This is a genomic window from Thermoleophilum album, assembly GCF_900108055.1.
Taxonomy (GTDB): domain Bacteria; phylum Actinomycetota; class Thermoleophilia; order Solirubrobacterales; family Thermoleophilaceae; genus Thermoleophilum; species Thermoleophilum album.
This window is the reverse complement of record NZ_FNWJ01000002.1, coordinates 540758-558185: the sequence shown is the minus strand read 5'-3', so window position 1 is coordinate 558185 and position 17428 is coordinate 540758. Positions and strand designations below refer to the sequence as shown.

Genomic DNA, 17428 nt, shown 5'->3' with positions numbered 1-17428 from the left:
CAGCGATGGCCCCGGCAAATCCCTACATCAAGCAGTATCTGATGACGGCCGGGCCGACGCCGCTGCCACCAGAGGTGGAGTCGGCGATGGCGCAGCCGATGCTCTACCACCGCGCGCCCGCCTTCATCGAGGTTTACGCGCGCGTGCTTGAACGGCTCCGCAGCGTCTTCTGCACAAGCAACGACGTGCTCGTCTTTGCTTCCTCCGGTACAGGAGCGATGGAGTCCGCGGTCGCCAACCTGGTGCGCCCCGGCGAGCGCTGCGTGGTCGCTTCCTGCGGGAAGTTCGGGGAGCGCTGGGCGGAGTTGTGCCGTGCCTACGGCGCCGAGCTCGTGCACTACGACGCCGGCTGGGGCAACAAGGTGGATCCCGTCGAGCTCGACGCGACGCTCGCGCGCAGCGGCGGCGCGACCGTCGTCTTCACCACGCTCTCCGAAACGTCGACCGGTGTCGTCAACGACGTCCGCGCGCTGGCCGAGGTCGCCCACGCGCACGGCGCGCTGATCTGCGTGGACGCCGTCTCGGGGCTAGGCGCTGTGCCCTGCGAGCAGGACGCGTGGGGGATCGACGTTGTGGTCTCGGGCTCCCAGAAGGCCTTGATGGCACCGCCCGGGCTTGGCTTTGCGAGCGCCAACGAGCGCGCACTCGAGCGCGCGCAGGCAGCGCCGGGGCGCCGCTTCTACTTCGACTGGTCGGCCACCGTCGCTGGTCAGCGCAAGGATCCCCCGGACAGCCCGTTCACGCCGGCGGTGAGCCTCCTGCTCGGTCTCGACGCCGCGCTCGGGCTGATCGAAGCCGAGGGTTTGGACCGGGTACTGGAGCGTCATCGCTTGCTCGGCCGGGCCACCCGTTCGGCGGTGCGCGCCCTCGGACTCGAGCTGTTCGGGCCGGACGACGACGGCGCCAACGTCGTCACCGCGTTGCGCGTGCCGGCGGGAATCGACGGCTCGCGCATACCGAAGTTGATGCGCGACAAGTACGGGATCACGATCGCCGGCGGTCAGGGCAAGCTGAAAGGCAAGATCGCGCGGATCGCCCACTGCGGCTACTTCGGAGCGTTCGACATCGTGACCACCATCGCGGGGCTCGAGATGACCCTGCTCGAGCTCGGCTACGAGGTCGAGCTGGGTAGCGGGGTGGCGGCCGCGCAGCGCGTGTTCGTCGAGGCGGGGGTGCCCGCCGCGCAGCCAGCGTGAGCGCGAGCGAGCAGGCGGTCGGCACCAGCGGCGCGGCTCTGGCCGGCGACGGTGCGGGTAAGCAGCGCCCGCGCGTGCTCGTTGCCGAGAAGATCGCGCAGTCGGGCATCGAGCTGCTTGCGCAGCACTGCGAGGTGGTGGTGGCGACCGACTGGGACGCCGACACGCTGCGGCGGCGTATCGGCGAGTTCGACGGCATCGTGATCCGTTCCGGCACGCGCCTCGACGCCGACCTGATCGCTCGCGCGGAACGCCTGCGTGTGATCGGGCGCGCCGGCATCGGTGTCGACAACGTCGACGTGGAGGCGGCGACGCGGCGAGGGATCATCGTTTGCAACGCGCCGCAGTCGAACGTGGTGGCGGCCGCCGAGCACACGCTCGCGTTGATGCTCGCGGTTGCGCGCCGCGTTCCGCAGGCGCACGCTTCGTTGGTTTCCGGACGCTGGGAACGCTCCCGCTTTTCAGGTACCGAGCTCTACGAGAAGACGCTCGGGATTCTCGGTTTCGGGCGCATCGGGCGGCTCGTCGCGGCTCGCGCGCGGGCCTTCGGAATGCAAGTCGTCGCCTACGACCCGTACGTCTCGAGCGAACGCTTCCGCGAGTTGGGGGTGGAGCGAGCCGAGCGGCCTGAGGACGTCTACGCACGCGCCGACTTCCTTTCGTTGCACCTGCCGCGCACACCGGAGACCGAGCGGATCGTCGACGCGGCCGCGCTCGCTCGGATGCGCGAGGGTGCCTACCTGGTGAACTGCGCGCGTGGCGAGCTCGTCGACCTGGACGCCCTCAAGGAAGCCCTTGACTCAGGTCGGCTAGCGGGCGCCGCGCTCGACGTCTTCCCCCAGGAGCCGCTCACCGAGCATCCCTTGTTCGGGTACGACAACGTGGTGGTGACCCCGCACCTTGGGGCATCGACTACCGAGGCCCAAGACCGCGCCGGCGTGCAGACGGCGGAGCAGGTGGTGGCGGCGCTGACCGGCGGCGTGGTCACGACGGCGGTCAACATCCCCTCGGTCGGGGCCGAGGACCTCGAGCTACTGGGGCCGTTCGTGCCGCTCTGTCGCCATCTCGGCCGGATCGCGGTGGAGCTGGCGGGCGGGGCGGCGATCGAGCGTGTCGAGGTGGAGTTGCGGGGCCGCATCGCGGAGCGCGATACGAGGCTGCTGACGGTCGCGGTGCTAGAGGGCATCTTGCGGGGACGCACCGAGGAGGAAGTGAACCTCGTGAACGCCCCCGCGCTAGCCGAGGAGCGCGGGATCGCGGTCTCCGAGCTCAAGGAGACGCGCGCGCGCGACTTCACCGACCTGGTGCGGGTGACGGTGCGCTCGAACGGCGATGCCGTCCGCGTCGTCGGCACCGTGTTGGGGACGCGCAGCCGCCCACACTTGCTGGAGGCCTGGGGGCAGCGCTTCAACGTGCAGCTCGAGCGGCACCTGGCGTTGTTCCGCTACCGCGATCAACCGGGGATGCTCGGCCACGTCGGCCAGGTGCTCGGTCGCCACGGCATCAACATCGTCTCGGCCGCCGTCGGCCGGCACCCAGAGGACGGCGAAGGGAGCGGCCACGACGTCGCCGTGATGGTCGTCACCACCGACCAGCCGGTGCCCCCCGCGGTGATCGCCGAGGTGGTCGAAGCTGACGGTTTCTACGAGGGGCGCGCGGTCGACCTGTAGGGCGTCGCGCGGCGCTCCGACTGGCCGCCGCCGGTTGGTGGTTGCGCGGGTATCGCGAGTAGCCGAGAATCTCGCGGCGTGGGGCAGGGGGGTCTTCGTCGTGCCGCGCTGGCGCTGTCGCTGTTCGCTGTCGCGTGCGCCGCTTCCGGCGGGATAGCGCTCGGTCGGGAAAACGCCGGCGCGGTGGTGCCGCGCGCCGGCGAGCGCGTGGTGGTCGATCCGCTGCCGCCGACGCCGGGACCGAGCGAGCTCTCCGAGTTGTTGCCCGGCGCCCCTGGCGCACCGGGTCAAAGCGCGCAGGAGCGCTCGAGCGGCGCGACGATCTTCCGCGACCGCCTTGGCGTGTCGCACATCGTCGCGCCCAGCGAACGGGCGGCCGCGTACGCGGTCGGTTACGCCTCCGCTACCGAGCGCCCGTTCCTGACAGCCGGCATTAGGCTCCTCGCGCAGGGCCGCTCCGCGGAGCTGCTCGGTCCGTCGGCGCTCCCCGCCGACGAGGCGATGCGCCGCGACTTCTACGAGGCGGCCGACGTCGAGCGCCAGTTCGCGCGTCTGCCGCAGCACATCCGCGAGCTGCTGGAAGCGTACGCGCGCGGTGTGCAGAAGGGATTCGACGTCGTGATGTCGGATCCGACGCGCCGGCCGTTGCTCTTCGACCTCCTCGGTTACCGGCCGGAGCCTTGGCGCGCCCAGGATTCGCTGGCCGTCGCGATGCTCTTCAGCTACGTCGTGTTTGCCGGCGAGGGTGGTGCTGGTCAGTTGCGCAATGCGGCGCTGCTGGATCGCCTGGAGCAGCGTTTCGGCGCGCGCCGGGGGCTGGCGATTTGGTCACAGGTTTTGTGGCGCGATGATCCCCGCGGCCCGACGGTAATTCCTGCCGGGCAGGGCAATGACGAACCACGCGCCTTGCGGGAGGAGCGGCCGGGAGCGCAGCAGGTGCGGCTCGCTCGGGAATTGGCGCCGGTGATCGACAAGCTGGTCGACGAGCGGTTGCGCGAGGCGCAGGGTCTCGACGCGGTCCTGAAGCGCCTACCGCTGCCGAAGATCGGTTCTTACGCGGTAGCGATTGGCGGCACACGCACTGCGTCGGGCGGGGGGCTGCTGCTCGGTTCTCCGCAAGCCGGCCTAACCGCGCCGCCAGTCTTCTGGCAGGTCGGGATCAGGACGCCGCAGCGCGACTGTCTCGGTATGTCGATTCCTGGTTTCGGCCCCTGGATCGGCATTGGGTGGTGCAACGGTCACGCCTGGTCGCTGGTGGCCGGGAACCTCGGCGAGCAGGTGGACAACTACGTCGAGCGCCTCAAGCCAGGCGACCGGCGCGCCTACCTCTACCGCGGTCAGTGGCGGCAGATGACGGTGCGCCAGGAGCGGTTCCGGATCGGTGCCTGTGTGCCGCCCCTCTGCGAGCGGCCGATGCCTCCCGGCGAGTCGACGCTGACGATCGAGGAAACCGTGCACGGTCCTGTGGTGGCGCGCGATCCGGATGGGCGGTTCGCAGTCACCCAGCGGCGAGCACAGCGGGGCATGTGGGCGCGCACACTGCTCACCGTCGACGGCTGGAACAAGGCACGCTCGCTCGCCGAATTCGAGCGCGCGACCGACGTTGCGACCGGCACCTACAACCTGGTTTACGCCGATGCTCGCGGACACATCCTGTATCGATTGACCGGGCTGCAGCCGGTGCGCTCCCGCGGCTTCGACCGCCGTCTACCGGCCCCCGGTGACGGCAGCGCCGAATGGCGCGGTTTCCTGCGCCCCCGCGAGCTCCCACGGGTGGTCGATCCGCGACCTCAGCTGATCGTTGTCAATCAAGGCACCGAAAGCAAGCCGAGCCGCTGGTGGCCGAACTCCTCAGCGGTGGCTGTCGGTCAGGCGTCACGCGTGGCGCAGAACCGCGTCGACTTGCTGCGGATCAGGCGCGCCGACGGCGACGATTTGGAGGCCGCGAATCCACGGCTGCTCGAGCGCCGCGATGGCATCACACCGGTTTTCGCCGCAATCCTGGAGCGTGCGTTGCGGCGCTCCCGCGATCCCGAACTAGCCGAAGCGCTTGCGCTATTGCGCGAGTGGCAGCGCAGTGGTTTCGCCCGCGTCGACCGCGACGGCGACGGTTTCTACGACGCTCCGGCGATCGCGATCTTCGGTGCCGACGACTTCAACCTGCCGTCCGCCCAGTACCCGCGCTACTTCTGGGAGGAGTTGCTGCGCCTGGTCTTCGCCGACGAGCTCGGTGACGGCGCCAAGGGCAGCAGCGATCGCGGTAGCTTCGCTGCGCCCGGCGGCTGGTTACAACGCTTGTCTCTGCTGAAGATCGCGCTCGACGGTCGACTTGGTCGCCAGCGGCTGGTTCACCAGTTCGTCGACGACATCTCGACACCGCGACGGGAGACCGCGGGCGAACTGATCAGGCGGGCCGCAAAGAGCGCTATCGAGCGCTTGGCCGCCGAGTTCGGGACCCGCGATATGCGCCGCTGGCTGCGCAAGGTCCCGCAAACGTCGTTCACGGCGCTCGGCGTCGTAGCGCCGCCACCGATTCCCGGTTTCGACCACGGAACCTACTCGCAGATCGTCGACCCCCGCGCCGGCGAGGGGCGCTACATCCTTCCTCCCGGGAATGCCGCTGCCGATTCCGCGATCGACATCGCCGCCGCTCAGGCTGGGCGTTACCCACCGCACTTCGCCGATCAGCGTGAGCGCTACGCCGCCTACGGCTTTTTCCCGATGAATCGCTTCGGCTTCGAACGCGATCCCGAACAGGTAATCCGCTTGCCGGAGGCGGGTTGAGGGGCGGTCGGTCGAGCGGAGGCCGGTCGAGCGTCAGGACGCGAGTCTGCCGGCGCGCATCGTGGCGGGCAGCGGCCACTGCACCACCGGCTGATCCTCGCTGATCGCGTCGAGCAGCCGTTCCGCGACCTCACTTGCGCTGATGCCGGCGGGGAGTGCTGGCGGTGAACCGTAGATCGCGCGGCAAGCGAAGCCGGTCTCGACATGCGGAGGCTGGGCATCGACGACCAAAAGTCCCCGGCGGCGGTGCTCGCGCCGCAGCACGTCGAGGTACGCCGACAGCCCCGCTTTGGCGGCGACGTAGTGCGCCATGCGCGCAGGGCGGGTGCGCACCACGGCACCGGTCAGCGCGGCGACGACCCCCGGCGTGCGGATCAGCGGCAAGGCGGCCTCGATCACGCTGATCGCCCCGAGCAAGTTCACTTCGAATAGTTCGCGCACCAGCGGTGCCGGCAGCTTGCCGGTTTCGGCGAACGCGACTCGGCCCGCGCACAACAAAAGGCCGTCGCAGCCCGCGTCGTCGGTTACCTCTGCGAGCGCCCGGCGGGCGGCGAACGAATCGCGCAGATCGAGGCGCGCGGTGCGCTCAGCGAAGCGCGCGACCTGCTCGAGCTGCACCGTGTTGCGTCCGATCACGCGCGGCCGGGCGCCGCGCTCGGCCAGCGCCCGTACGAGCACGCGCCCGATTTCCCCGGTTCCGCCGACGACCACGAGCGACTTTCCGCAGAGATCCATCGCCCCTGATACGCGCTAGCCGCTACGGAGGCTCAAGTAGCGGCTCCGTCCCTTCGCACGGCAGGCCGCTGCTAGCCTTCAGCGCAGTGTCGTTCCTACGCGACCTACGGCTCTTGCTGCTCCTCCCCCTTCGGGGGGAGTGAGGTGCTGTTTGGCCGCTTGTCGCGGCCGGAGTGAAGGCGAGAAGACGTAGGTCCGATCAGGGGAGGTAGGAGCGACGTGAGCGAAGCAAGAACCGACAAGCCCGAACGCCGACCGGAAAATCGCGTACTGGTCTTCGACACGACCCTTCGTGACGGCGAGCAGTCGCCGGGCATTTCGCTGAACCCGCAAGAGAAGCTCGAGATCGCGCACCAGCTGGCGCGTCTCGGGGTGGACGTGATCGAGGCGGGCTTCCCGATCACCTCGCCCGGCGACTTCGAGGCGGTGCAGCTGATCGCGCGCGAGGTCGAGGGTCCCGTGATCTGCGCGCTCGCGCGCACGGCGAAGCAGGACATCGACGCCGCTTGGAACGCCATCAAGGACGCCGAGCGGCCGCGCATCCACACGTTCATCGCGACCTCCGACATCCACATCGAGCGCAAGCTCCAGACCACGCGCGAGGACGTAAAGGGCCAGGCGCGAGCAGCGGTGGCTTATGCGCGTGAGCTTTGCGACGACGTCGAGTTTTCGCCCGAGGACGGGTCGCGCTCGGACGTCGAGTTCATGGCGGAGGTAATCCAAATCGCGATCGACGAGGGCGCGACCACGATCAACGTTCCGGACACCGTCGGCTACACGATGCCGCACGAGTACGCCGAGATGTTCCGGCGGCTCTACGAGCTGGTGCCGGACCTGCACAAGGTCACGGTCTCGGTGCACTGCCACAACGATCTCGGCTTGGCGGTCGCGAACTCCCTTGCCGGCTTGATGGCCGGTTGCCGACAGGTCGAGTGCGCGGTGAACGGCATCGGTGAACGCGCGGGCAACGCGGCGCTCGAAGAGATCGTGATGCTCCTGCACACCCGCGAGCCAACGCTCGGTCTTTGGACCGCGATCAACACGCGGGAGATCGCGCGCACCAGCCGCCTCGTTTCGCGTCTCACGGGCTACCCGGTGCAACCGAACAAGGCGATCGTGGGGCGCAACGCCTTCGCCCACGAAGCCGGGATCCACCAAGACGGCGTGCTCAAGGACCGCACCACCTACGAGATCATGGATGCGCGCACGATCGGCCTCGAATCGAACCAGATCGTGCTCGGCAAGCACTCCGGACGGCACGCTCTGCGCAAGGCTCTGGAGGAACTCGGACTGCGCGTCGACGGGGCCGCTCTCAACCAGGCGTTCCAGCGCTTCAAGGAGATCGCCGACAAGAAGAAGCAGGTGACGGCGCTCGACCTCGAAGCGATCGTCTCTGACGAGATCAAGCATCGCCCGCAGGCTTACGAGCTTGTGGCGTTTGACGTGGAGGCATCTTCGCGGCGAGCTCCACTTGCGCGCGTCGAGGTCCGCACGCCGGATGGCGAGACGGTGTCGGGGAGTTTCACCGGCGATGGGCCGGTCGATGCGCTGTTCAGCGCCATCAACGCTGCGATCGGGCGCGAGGCGCGTCTGCGCGAGTACCGCGTCGGCGCCGTGACCGGCGGGCGTGACGCGCTCGGCGAGGTCACCGTCCAGATCGAGCTCGACGGTCGCGTGGCGAGCGGCGTGGGCGTCTCCACCGACATCATCGAGGCGTCGGGGAAGGCGTACGTCCGCGCGCTTTCGAACGCTCTCGCCGATTCGGCCGCCGCGGAAGCGGAACACCACCTCCAGCGCGCCGCGCGCGAGGCGCCGACTCCGTGAACTCGGGCAGCGGCCGCGCCGGCCACTCGGCGGCGGTCGAACTGCTCGCCGGCAGTGCGTCGTTCGCGTGGTCGAATGACGGCCGCCTGATCCGGTTCGGCTGGGGGGCGCGCCGGGAGCTCGCTGACCTGCTCGATGCCCGCGGGTTCCGCGAGGTCGTGTTCGTAACCGGCCGATCGGCCGTCAACGCGAGCTGGCTTGAGAGCACGGGACGTCCGATCGTGCGGGTCGGCATAGGTCTCGTCGAGGAGCTCGCGGGCAAGCTCCTGGAACAGCTGCGCGGCAACGATCTGGTGGCGGTCGGCGGGGGCCGCGTGATCGATTGCGCGAAGGCCGTCGCAGCGGTCACGGGCGGACGCTGCGCCGCCGTTCCGACGACGCTGAGCGGGGCCGAGCTGACCGGGTTCCACCGTCTCCCCCGCGGGTACGAAGGTGCCCGGACGGTACGACCCGAGCTCGTCGTTTGGGACCCCGAGCTGCTCGCCTCAGCGCCGCCGCGGCTGCTCGCTGAGAGCGCCGGCAACGCCCTCGCTCACGCGCTGGAGGCGCTCTACACGCGGCTTGCGACTCCGGTCGCGACGGCATCCGCCTTGCTCGCCACCGAAACCTTGGCCTGCGGACTGGAAGGGCTTGCCGCGCTGCGCGCCCCGGCCGCTGGGGAGCCCACCTCGGTGCCCGGCGCCGATCAGGACCCCGAACGGGGTCTTTACACCACGCTCGCCAGCGGCGGGCTACTGGCCGGCTGGGCCTCGGGCGAGGCGGGGATCGCCTTCCATCACGCGCTCTGTCAGACCCTCGTGCGCGTGTTGGGCTCTTCGCATGCAGCTACCAACGCCGCGGTGCTGCCGGCTAGCGCGGGTCGGGCCGCCCGTTACGCGCCGACCGCCGTCGATGCCTGGCTAGCGGCGCTGGCGCGCGGTTCAGCGGTGCTGCGGGGCGAGGAAGACGCCGCCGCGATGCCGCGCGCGCAGGCGTTGAGCAGGCTGCGTGAGCTATTGGCTGCTGCCGGCGCCAGGCCGCCGTGCGAGCTGCTAGCGCTCGCCCGTCAGCGGCCTCTGAGCGAGCGAGTCGCCCAGCGACTGCGGCAGATCGCCGCGCGCGTGCAGGCGCACCCAGCGACCACGGCCACCGCGTTTCCAGTCAGCGAGGAGGACGTGGTGGCGACGATCCGCGACGCAGCCGACCTCTGGCTCGCTTACGCTGACCCTGCGGACGCAGCCGGCGACCCCGAGGATGCAGCCAACTCTGCCCACGCGGCCGCCTCCCCTGCGGACGCAGCCGCCGACAGCGGCACGAGCCCGCCGAACGACCGCTAGGTCTCGTTCGCAGCCAGTCGCTGACGCTGACGCTCCGGCTGGACGCGGACCACGTTCCACGCCAGTCCGAGCCGTTCGAGCCCCTTGATCACGAGCGCCGAGACGTCGATCTCCCACCAGCGCAGGCCGTGTTCGGCCGATCGCGGGAAAGCGTGGTGGTTGTGGTGCCAAGACTCGCCCATTGAGGGCAGCGCTAGCCAGAAGACGTTGGTCGAGCGGTCCTCGGTCTCGAAACGCCGGCGGCCGAAGAAGTGGCAGACCGAGTTGATGCTCCAGGTGATGTGGTGGAGGAAGAAGATCCGAACCAGGCCGCCCCAGACGAGACCCGTTAGAGCGCTGGTCAGCGATCCGCCGATCAGCCAGCCCAGGCCAAACGGCAGGACCAAGCTGGCAGCGACGATCGGGACGAAGAGGCGGTCGATGAGAACTATCCCGCGGTCCTCGAACAGCTCGGGGGCGTAGCGCTGACGATTGCCGCGCGTGCTGCCGTCGAACAGCCAGCCCATGTGCGCCCAGTAGAGACCCTTGAGAGCACCCCGCAGACCGCGCCCGTGCCCGACGTGCGGGCTGTGGGGGTCGCCATCCTGGTCGGAGTGCGCGTGGTGACGGCGATGGTCGGCGACCCAGCCGATCACCGGTCCCTGCACCGCCGCCGAGCCCAGGACCGCGAGCGTGTAGCGCACGAACGGCTTGGTCTCGAACGAGCGGTGCGTGAAGTACCGGTGGAAACCGACGGTGATACCGAGTGCGGACAGCACGTAACCGACCGCGAGCATCACCAGATCGTGAGCGAAAACGAATTGGTTCCACAACAGAACGACGGCAGCGATCGTTCCCGCGAAGGGGACGATCACGCCGCCGAGGATCGTTAGCTTGTGAGCGAGCGGCAGCTGACCGTCTTCGTGCTCGCGGGCAGGCGATGGCGGTTTTTGCGACTGCCGCACCGAGCTCGGGTGGTGGTTGCGCCCACCGGTAGCGGCGCCGTAAGCGTGTTCACGACTGTCGCTGCTCGGTCGCGTTGTGGTTGCCGTCGGTCCCTGTGAATTGCCCATCACCTAGCTCTTCTTTTGCTCGCTCGTGTCAATCGCTGCCTGCGGAGGAGCCTCTGCGGGTCCCCCGCCCGTCCTTTTTGATCTAAACGGCGTCGCGATGGGGCCGGCTCATGATCCGACGCACAGCTGGACTCGAGAAAGTTGTAGGTTTCGTACAAATGGGGTCCGAGGCAGGCGAGGCGCAGTCTGCGCCGACCGACCGCGCGACGCAAGGAGCACACGTGGTCGCGCCGCCCGGTCGCCCGAACGAGGCCCCCTGGCGGCGGCTCCCGCCGGCGATCGCGCAGGCGCTCGCGCCACACACGGCGAGCGTGGTGGAAGACATCATTCGTGCGATCCGGCGCGACGTGCCGGAGTACCGGCGCCCCCTCGACGGACCTTTCGGACAGGCCTTGCGCCTCGGCGTGGAAGAGGCCTTGCGGCGCTTCTTGGCGATGATCGGGAGCGATCAGCCGGCGGCCGGGGAAACCGAGGTCTACGTACAGCTGGGGCGCGCGGAGGCTCGTTCGGGGCGCGGTATCGACGCTCTGCTCGCGGCCTATCGCGTCGGCGCGCGGGTGGCCTGGCGACGCTTCGCCGAGATCGGGACGGGCGCGGGTGTCGCCCCGAGCATTCTCTACGACCTCGCCGAGTCGATCTTCGCCTACATCGACGAGCTGTCGGCGGAGTCGATCGAGGGCTACGCGCTCGAGCAGGCGGACTCGCTGGGCGAGCGCCAACAACGCCGCCAGCGACTCTTGACGCTCTTGCTCGCCGACGCCCCGGAGCCGTCGCTGGTGCGGGCCGCTGCCGAGCAGTGCGGCTGGCGGTTGCCGGAGACGATCGCCGTGGTCCTCACCGATGCGCGCGCGGTAGCCGTTTCGGGACGTTTGGGCGAGCGTGCGCTGGTTGCCCAGCACGAGGAGTTCACGTGCGCGATCGTCGCCGACCCGAGTGCTCCCGGCGCGCGCGCGGAGCTCGTCCGGGCACTCGCGACGGCAAGCGCCGTGGTCGGTCCGGAGGTGGGGGTGCTAGCGGCGGCCCGTAGTTACGAGGGAGCACGGCGCCTCTTGCCGCTCGTGCGTTCGGGTGCGCTCGGCGGGGCCGGCGGGCCGCTGTTCGCCGACGAACATCCGCTGGCGCTGCTGTTGGCTGCCGACCACGACGCCTTGGCGCGCGTGACGCGTCGCGCGTTCCGAGCGTTCGCTGGTTTGCCGGAGCGCAGCCGCGAGCGCCTCGAGCGGACACTCGCCGCGTGGCTTGCCGAGCGTGGTCGGATTGACCGCGTCGCCAAGCGGCTCGGCGTCCACCCACAAACTGTGCGTTACCGGCTGTCGCGCCTGCGGGAACTGCTCGGGCCGGAGCTCGAGGATCCGCAGGCACGTCTGGAGCTCGAGTTGGCGTTGCGCGCCAAGCAACTGGGCCTCGCTTAACTCGAACTCTCTTGTTCGGTATAACGAACGTTCGTGTTAACGTACAAAGCGATGGCTGGGGTAGACGCCGTGGCTAACGATTCGCCGTACGCGACCCGCCCGGCGGCAGCGGCTTCGTCAGGGGCGGCCGCTCCTGCCGCGCCGCTGGCCGCCGCCACGTTCGGTGCGCGCGTGCGCGCGCTTCGCGAGGCGAGCCGGCTGTCGTTGCGCGAGCTAGCCGAGCGGTCGGGAGTGTCGGCACCGATGCTCTCGCAAGTCGAGCGCGGTGAGACGAGCCCCACACTGAGCGTCGCTGCCCGCATTGCCAACGGGCTCGGTCTGTCGCTCTCGCAGGTGCTGCGGATCGATGAGAGCGTTGGCATCGTCGTGGTCCGGGCTGATCGGCGCCGGCGGGGTGGCGAGCACGACGGCCACAGCTACGAGGTGTTGACGCCACCGCTGCCTGGTGAGCGCGTCGAAGTCTCGTTGCATCGACTGGCGCCGGGTGCGGCGACCGGCGGCCCCGACGATCCGCCCTTGCACGGTCCCGGTAGTCGCGAGACCGTCTTCGTTCAGAAAGGGCGCGTGCAACTAGCGATCGCCGGGGAAACGCACGAACTAGGAGTCGGCGATGCGGCCACTTTCGATGCCGACCTTCCCCACCACTTCCGCAATCCCGGCCGAGGGAGTGCCGAGTTTCTCGCCGTGGTAACCGCTGCTCTCGGGAGGCGCTGATGGGCAAGACGATGTTCGACAAGATCTGGGAGGCGCACGAGGTCGCCGAGGGGCTGATCTACATCGACCTGCACTTGGTCCACGAGGTGACCTCGCCGCAGGCCTTCGAAGGCCTGCGGCTCGCGGGGAGGCGCGTCCGGCGGCCCGATCGTACGCTCGCGACGGCCGACCACAACGTGCCCACCGATGGCGCCCGGAGCGCCGCGGAGATCCGCGACCTGCTCTCGCGCAAGCAGGTCGAGACGCTCGAGCGAAACTGCCGCGAGTTTGGGATCCCGATCTTCTCGATCGGCTCTAAACGCCAAGGGATCGTGCACGTGATCGGCCCCGAGTTGGGCGTGACGCAGCCGGGCATGACGATCGTCTGCGGGGACTCGCACACCTCGACGCACGGCGCGTTCGGAGCGCTCGCGTTCGGGATCGGGACGAGCGAGGTCGAGCACGTGTTGGCGACGCAAACCCTTCGCCAACGCAAGCCGCGCTCGATGCGGATCCGCTACGAGGGCGAGCTCGGCTACGGGGTTACCGCCAAGGACTTGATCTTGGGCACGATCGGCCGCATCGGCGTCGATGGCGGTGTCGGATATGTGATCGAGTACGCCGGCCCGGTAATCGAGCGCCTGCCGATGGAGGGGCGGATGACGATCTGCAACATGACGATCGAGGGCGGTGGGCGCGCCGGCATGATCGCTCCGGACGACCGCACCTTCGAGTGGCTGGAGGGGCGTCCAGCGGCGCCGGATCCCTTGCCGGTGGACGAGTGGCTGGCGCTGCGCAGCGATCCCGACGCCGTTTTCGACCGCGAGGTTGTGATCGACGCTTCCGAACTCGCACCGCAGGTTACGTGGGGCACGACGCCGGCGATGGTGGTCGACGTCACGGGGCGCGTCCCCGAGCCGCGCAACCCCGCCGAAGAGCGGGCGCTCGAGTACATGGGTTTGGAACCGGGCACGCCGATCCAGGACATTGCGATCGACCGGGTGTTCATCGGTTCCTGCACGAACTCGCGTCTGCGCGACCTGCGCGAGGCAGCGGAGATAGTCGCGGGTCGCAAGGTCGCTCCCGGAGTGCGGGCGATGGTCGTGCCCGGGTCGATGCAGGTTCGCGAGCAGGCGGAACGGGAAGGTCTCGACAAGATCTTCCGAGACGCCGGTTTCGAGTGGCGGACGGCGGGCTGTTCGATGTGCCTGGGAATGAACCCCGACGTCGCCGGACCGGGTGAGCGCGTCGCCTCAACGTCGAACCGCAACTTCGAGGGGCGTCAGGGACGTGGCGCTCGTTCGCACCTCGTCAGCCCACGCATGGCTGCTGCGGCCGCGATCGAGGGTCACTTCGTCGACATCCGCAACTGGAACTGATGAGCGCAGCAAACCGGCGGGCAGCAACGGAGGTCAGCGGGCGGTGAAGCCGATCAGCGTGATCGAGGGCGGTGTGACGGTGCTCGACCGCCCCAACGTCGATACCGACCAGATCGTCCCCAAACAGTTCCTGAAGCGGATCGAACGAACGGGGTTCGGCGAATTCCTTTTTTACGACTGGCGTCAGGAACCGGGCTTCGAGTTGCCGCGTAACCCGATCCTCGCTACCGGACCGAACTTCGGTTGCGGATCGTCGCGCGAGCACGCCCCGTGGGCGATCCAGGATTACGGCTTCGAGGCGATCATCGCCCCGAGCTTCGCCGACATCTTCTACTCCAACTGCACGAAGATCGGGCTGTTGCCGGTTGTGCTCGAGGAGCACGAGGTGCGCGCGGTGATGAGCGCCGGTCGAGCCCGCATCGATCTTCCCGCACAAACCGTGAGCTGGCCTGGCGGCGAGGCGACCTTCGAGATCGATCCCGAGGTCAAGCACCGCCTTTTGAACGGTCTCGACGACATCGCGGTGACGCTCGCTCAGGCCGACGCGATCGAGCGCTACGAGCGCGAGCGCGAGCGGCCGGGTCCGGTCACGACCAGCTTGGTTTGAACCAATGCCCGAGGAAATAACGCTCGAGCGGCGCCCGGACGGGGTCGCAACGATCACGCTCGCGGCGCCCGAGCGCCGCAACGCGTTGACAGTTTCGATGGCCGAGCAGCTCGCCGCCGTCTGCGACGAGATCGACAGCGACCTAAGCGTTGGAGCGGTCGTCGTGCAGGGCGCGGGGGGGTTCTTTTGCTCGGGCGGCGATCGCGGGACGCTCGCGCAGGCCGGACGCGACCCGGCCGCTCCCGCCGCCTTCTCCGGCATGGGCGCGATCTATCGGGCGTTCGCGCGGGTCGGCGAACTCGAGCCACCGACGATCGCAGCGGTCCGCGGCGGCGCGGTCGGGGCCGGGCTGAACCTGATGCTCGCCACTGACCTGCGGGTGGTGGCCAGCGACGCCCGCATCATCTCCGGGTTCATGCCGATCGGGTTGCATCCGGGCGGTGGGCACGGGGCCCTGCTCGGACGTACCGGTGTGCGCGAAGCAGCCGCCGCGCTGGCGTTGTTCGGCGAGGCGATCGACGGTCGTCGTGCCGCCGAGCTCGGACTGGCCTGGTGCGCGGTCGACGATGCTGAGGTCGAACAGACCGCTCTAGCGCTCGCCCAGCGGGCGGCTCGCGACCCTGAGCTCGCCCGGCGGACCGCCCGCTCGCTTCGCCTCGAGCTAGGGCCGCCGGCGATCTCCTGGGCGGCTGCGCTGGAGCTCGAGCGAGCCGCCCAGATGTGGTCGATGCGCCGCAAGGAGCTCGCGAGCGATGGCTAAGCGACGCATCGTCTTACTGCCAGGCGATGGGATCGGTCCCGAGATCATGGCCTCCGCGAGGGCTGTGCTCGAGCGCCTCGGTGAGTTCGAATTTGAGGAGCATCTCGTCGGGGGGGCTTCGATCGACCGCTACGGGACTCCTCTCACCGACCAAACTCTCGCCGCCTGCAAGCGCGCTGACGCGGTGCTGCTGGCGGCCGTCGGTGGACCAAAGTGGGACACCACCGACCCGCAAGCACCGCGACCGGAACAAGGCTTGTTGCGCCTTCGTCGTGAGCTCGGTCTGTTCGCCAACCTGCGGCCAGTCCGGCCGCTGCCGGCGCTACTCGACGCGAGTCCATTGAAGCGGGAGGTGGTGGAGGGCTGCGATCTGCTGGTCGTGCGCGAACTGACCGGCGGCATCTACTTCGGCGAGCGTGGCCGCGAGGGGGAGCGCGCCTACGACACCTGCGTCTACACGGTCGGCGAAATCGAGCGCATCGCACGCGTCGCCTTCCGCAGCGCACGGCGGCGAGTTACGAGCATCGACAAGGCCAACGTGCTCGAGACCTCACGGCTTTGGCGCGAGGTCGTGGAGCGGGTCGGGCGGCAAGAGTTCCCGCACCTCGAGCTCGAGCACATGCTGGTCGACAATGCTGCGATGCAACTGGTGGCGAACCCGCGGCAGTTCGACGTGATCCTGGCGGAGAACATGTTCGGCGACATCCTCTCCGACGAGGCGGCAATGCTCACCGGCTCGCTTGGCATGCTGCCCTCCGCTTCGCTCGGTGAGCCGGGTAAGCCGGGGCTCTTCGAACCCGTTCACGGCTCCGCACCCGACATTGCTGGGCAGGGAATCGCCAATCCGTTGGCGATGCTCGGCTCGGTCGTGCTGATGCTGCGCCACGGACTTGCTATGGCTGACCAAGCGGCCCGTTTACAATCGGCGATCGAACGCGCGCTCGAGGAGGGTTTGCGCACGCGCGACCTGGGCGGGAGCGCGACGACCGAGGAGGCCACGAGAGCGGTCCTCGCCCACCTCTGATCATCGAAGGAGAGCTGAGCCGGTGAAGAGTGCCGAGCTGATCTGGCTGAACGGTGAGTTCGTCCCGTGGGAAGACGCCAAGGTCCACGTCCTTACCCACGCGCTCCACTACGGAACCGCCGTTTTCGAGGGCATCCGCGCTTACGAGACGCAGCGGGGGCCGGCCGTCTTCCGCCACCGTGAGCATCTGGAGCGGTTGCAGCGCTCGGCGCGCTTCTACTACATGGAGCTGCCCTACTCGGTCGACGAGTTGCGCGCCGCGACCCACGAGCTGATCAGCCGCAACGGCTTGCGCTCTTGCTACATCAGGCCGATCGCTTGGCGTGGCTTCGGCCCGATGGGCCTCAACCCGCTCGACAATCCGGTCGAGGTGGCGATCGCGGTTTGGGAGTGGGGCGCTTACCTCGGCGAGGACGGTAAGCGCAACGGCATCCGCGCGAAGATCTCGAGCTGGCGAAGGATCTCGCCGGAGTCGCTGATCCCGCACGCCAAGGCCACCGGTCAGTACCTCAACTCGGTGCTGGCGAAGATCGAGTCCCTCAAGGCCGGTTACGACGAAGCGATCCTGCTCGACCACCGCGGCATGGTCTGCGAAGGGACCGGTGAGAACGTCTTCATCGTGCGCGACGGGGTGATTGCGACACCGCCACGTACCGCGAGCATCCTCGAGGGCATCAACCGTGCCTCGGTGATCGAGATCGCCCGCGATCTCGGCTTCGAGTTGGTGGAGCGCGACATCGCGCGCGCCGAGCTTCTGCTCGCCGACGAAGTATTCCTCACCGGCACTGCCGCTGAGCTCACGCCGGTGCGTCAGATCGATGACATCGAGATCGGTCCGCCGGGCCCGGTTACGCGCCAACTGCAGCAGGTCTTCGACGATGCGCTGCACGGGCGCGATCCCCGCTACGAAAGGTGGCTCGACCCGGTGCCGATAACATCGAAGACTGCGTGAGTCGAAGCGGACGGCAGCGGCGAA

Annotated in this window: 14 protein-coding genes; 12 read left to right on the top strand and 2 right to left on the bottom strand. The window is 69.0% G+C overall.

Annotated features, from left to right (window positions below):
• Window positions 1–5 precede the first annotated feature (5 nt).
• The 3 genes from BLW41_RS08760 (at window position 6) to BLW41_RS08750 (ending at window position 5650) form a co-directional block, all read left to right on the top strand.
• The gene (locus BLW41_RS08760; RefSeq protein WP_093118249.1) at window positions 6–1196 is read left to right on the top strand and encodes a pyridoxal-phosphate-dependent aminotransferase family protein; all 1191 of its coding nucleotides are present in this window, start codon (window positions 6–8) and stop codon (window positions 1194–1196) included.
• On the top strand, window positions 1193–2866 hold the full coding sequence (serA, locus tag BLW41_RS08755) for a phosphoglycerate dehydrogenase (protein WP_218138353.1): 1674 nt from the start codon (window positions 1193–1195) through the stop codon (window positions 2864–2866). The genes BLW41_RS08760 and serA overlap by 4 nt, the downstream gene beginning before the upstream one ends.
• 78 nt (window positions 2867–2944) lie before the next feature.
• Window positions 2945–5650 carry a penicillin acylase family protein gene (locus BLW41_RS08750; RefSeq protein ID WP_177169435.1) on the top strand — a complete coding sequence of 902 codons (2706 nt, stop codon included), beginning with the start codon at window positions 2945–2947 and terminating at the stop codon, window positions 5648–5650.
• 33 nt (window positions 5651–5683) lie between these two features.
• Here BLW41_RS08750 and BLW41_RS08745 read toward each other — a convergent pair whose 3' ends face one another.
• On the bottom strand, window positions 5684–6385 hold the full coding sequence (locus BLW41_RS08745) for an SDR family NAD(P)-dependent oxidoreductase (protein ID WP_093118245.1): 702 nt from the start codon (window positions 6383–6385) through the stop codon (window positions 5684–5686).
• 219 nt (window positions 6386–6604) lie between these two features.
• Between BLW41_RS08745 and BLW41_RS08740 the strand changes: the two genes are divergently transcribed.
• Window positions 6605–8209 (top strand): 2-isopropylmalate synthase, encoded by a 1605-nt coding sequence (locus BLW41_RS08740; RefSeq protein WP_093118243.1) that lies wholly within the window; start codon window positions 6605–6607, stop codon window positions 8207–8209.
• Entirely contained in the window at window positions 8206–9525 is a 1320-nt protein-coding gene (locus tag BLW41_RS08735; RefSeq protein ID WP_093118241.1) for an iron-containing alcohol dehydrogenase, read from the top strand. Before BLW41_RS08740 ends, BLW41_RS08735 begins: the two co-directional genes overlap by 4 nt.
• Here the strand turns inward: BLW41_RS08735 and BLW41_RS08730 are convergent.
• Window positions 9522–10577, bottom strand: coding sequence for an acyl-CoA desaturase (locus BLW41_RS08730; RefSeq protein ID WP_093118239.1), 1056 nt, complete (start codon window positions 10575–10577; stop codon window positions 9522–9524). The two genes, BLW41_RS08735 and BLW41_RS08730, sit on opposite strands and share 4 nt — an antisense overlap.
• 158 nt (window positions 10578–10735) lie before the next feature.
• Between BLW41_RS08730 and BLW41_RS08725 the strand changes: the two genes are divergently transcribed.
• From BLW41_RS08725 to BLW41_RS08695, 7 genes are read left to right on the top strand one after another with little or no spacing between them, the layout of a single operon-like run.
• A complete protein-coding gene (locus BLW41_RS08725) occupies window positions 10736–11989 on the top strand; it encodes a PucR family transcriptional regulator (RefSeq protein ID WP_177169434.1) in 1254 nt (417 codons plus the stop codon).
• A gap of 51 nt (window positions 11990–12040) precedes the next feature.
• Entirely contained in the window at window positions 12041–12703 is a 663-nt protein-coding gene (locus tag BLW41_RS08720) for a helix-turn-helix domain-containing protein (protein WP_093118235.1), read from the top strand.
• Window positions 12703–14061 carry a 3-isopropylmalate dehydratase large subunit gene (gene leuC / locus BLW41_RS08715; protein ID WP_093118233.1) on the top strand — a complete coding sequence of 453 codons (1359 nt, stop codon included), beginning with the start codon at window positions 12703–12705 and terminating at the stop codon, window positions 14059–14061. Before BLW41_RS08720 ends, leuC begins: the two co-directional genes overlap by 1 nt.
• Before the next feature lie 43 nt (window positions 14062–14104).
• Window positions 14105–14668, top strand: coding sequence for a 3-isopropylmalate dehydratase small subunit (gene leuD / locus BLW41_RS08710; protein WP_093118231.1), 564 nt, complete (start codon window positions 14105–14107; stop codon window positions 14666–14668).
• A 4-nt stretch (window positions 14669–14672) separates the two neighbouring features.
• A complete protein-coding gene (locus BLW41_RS08705; protein ID WP_093118229.1) occupies window positions 14673–15428 on the top strand; it encodes an enoyl-CoA hydratase-related protein in 756 nt (251 codons plus the stop codon).
• Complete coding sequence (gene leuB, locus BLW41_RS08700) at window positions 15421–16452, top strand: 3-isopropylmalate dehydrogenase (protein WP_093118227.1); 1032 nt, start codon at window positions 15421–15423, stop codon at window positions 16450–16452. Before BLW41_RS08705 ends, leuB begins: the two co-directional genes overlap by 8 nt.
• A 22-nt stretch (window positions 16453–16474) precedes the next feature.
• The gene (locus BLW41_RS08695) at window positions 16475–17404 is read left to right on the top strand and encodes a branched-chain amino acid transaminase (RefSeq protein WP_093118225.1); all 930 of its coding nucleotides are present in this window, start codon (window positions 16475–16477) and stop codon (window positions 17402–17404) included.
• The last annotated feature ends 24 nt before the right edge of the window (window positions 17405–17428 follow it).

What these genes read in the sequence shown, in the direction of transcription:
- BLW41_RS08730 (WP_093118239.1), bottom strand. Translation starts at nt 10,577, where the DNA reads ATGGGCAATTCACAGGGACCGACGGCAACCACAACGCGACCGAGCAGC.
- BLW41_RS08720 (WP_093118235.1), top strand. Translation starts at nt 12,041, where the DNA reads ATGGCTGGGGTAGACGCCGTGGCTAACGATTCGCCGTACGCGACCCGC.
- leuB (WP_093118227.1), top strand. Translation starts at nt 15,421, where the DNA reads ATGGCTAAGCGACGCATCGTCTTACTGCCAGGCGATGGGATCGGTCCC.
- BLW41_RS08725 (WP_177169434.1), top strand. Translation starts at nt 10,736, where the DNA reads ATGGGGTCCGAGGCAGGCGAGGCGCAGTCTGCGCCGACCGACCGCGCG.
- leuC (WP_093118233.1), top strand. Translation starts at nt 12,703, where the DNA reads ATGGGCAAGACGATGTTCGACAAGATCTGGGAGGCGCACGAGGTCGCC.
- BLW41_RS08745 (WP_093118245.1), bottom strand. Translation starts at nt 6,385, where the DNA reads ATGGATCTCTGCGGAAAGTCGCTCGTGGTCGTCGGCGGAACCGGGGAA.
- BLW41_RS08760 (WP_093118249.1), top strand. Translation starts at nt 6, where the DNA reads ATGGCCCCGGCAAATCCCTACATCAAGCAGTATCTGATGACGGCCGGG.
- BLW41_RS08705 (WP_093118229.1), top strand. Translation starts at nt 14,673, where the DNA reads ATGCCCGAGGAAATAACGCTCGAGCGGCGCCCGGACGGGGTCGCAACG.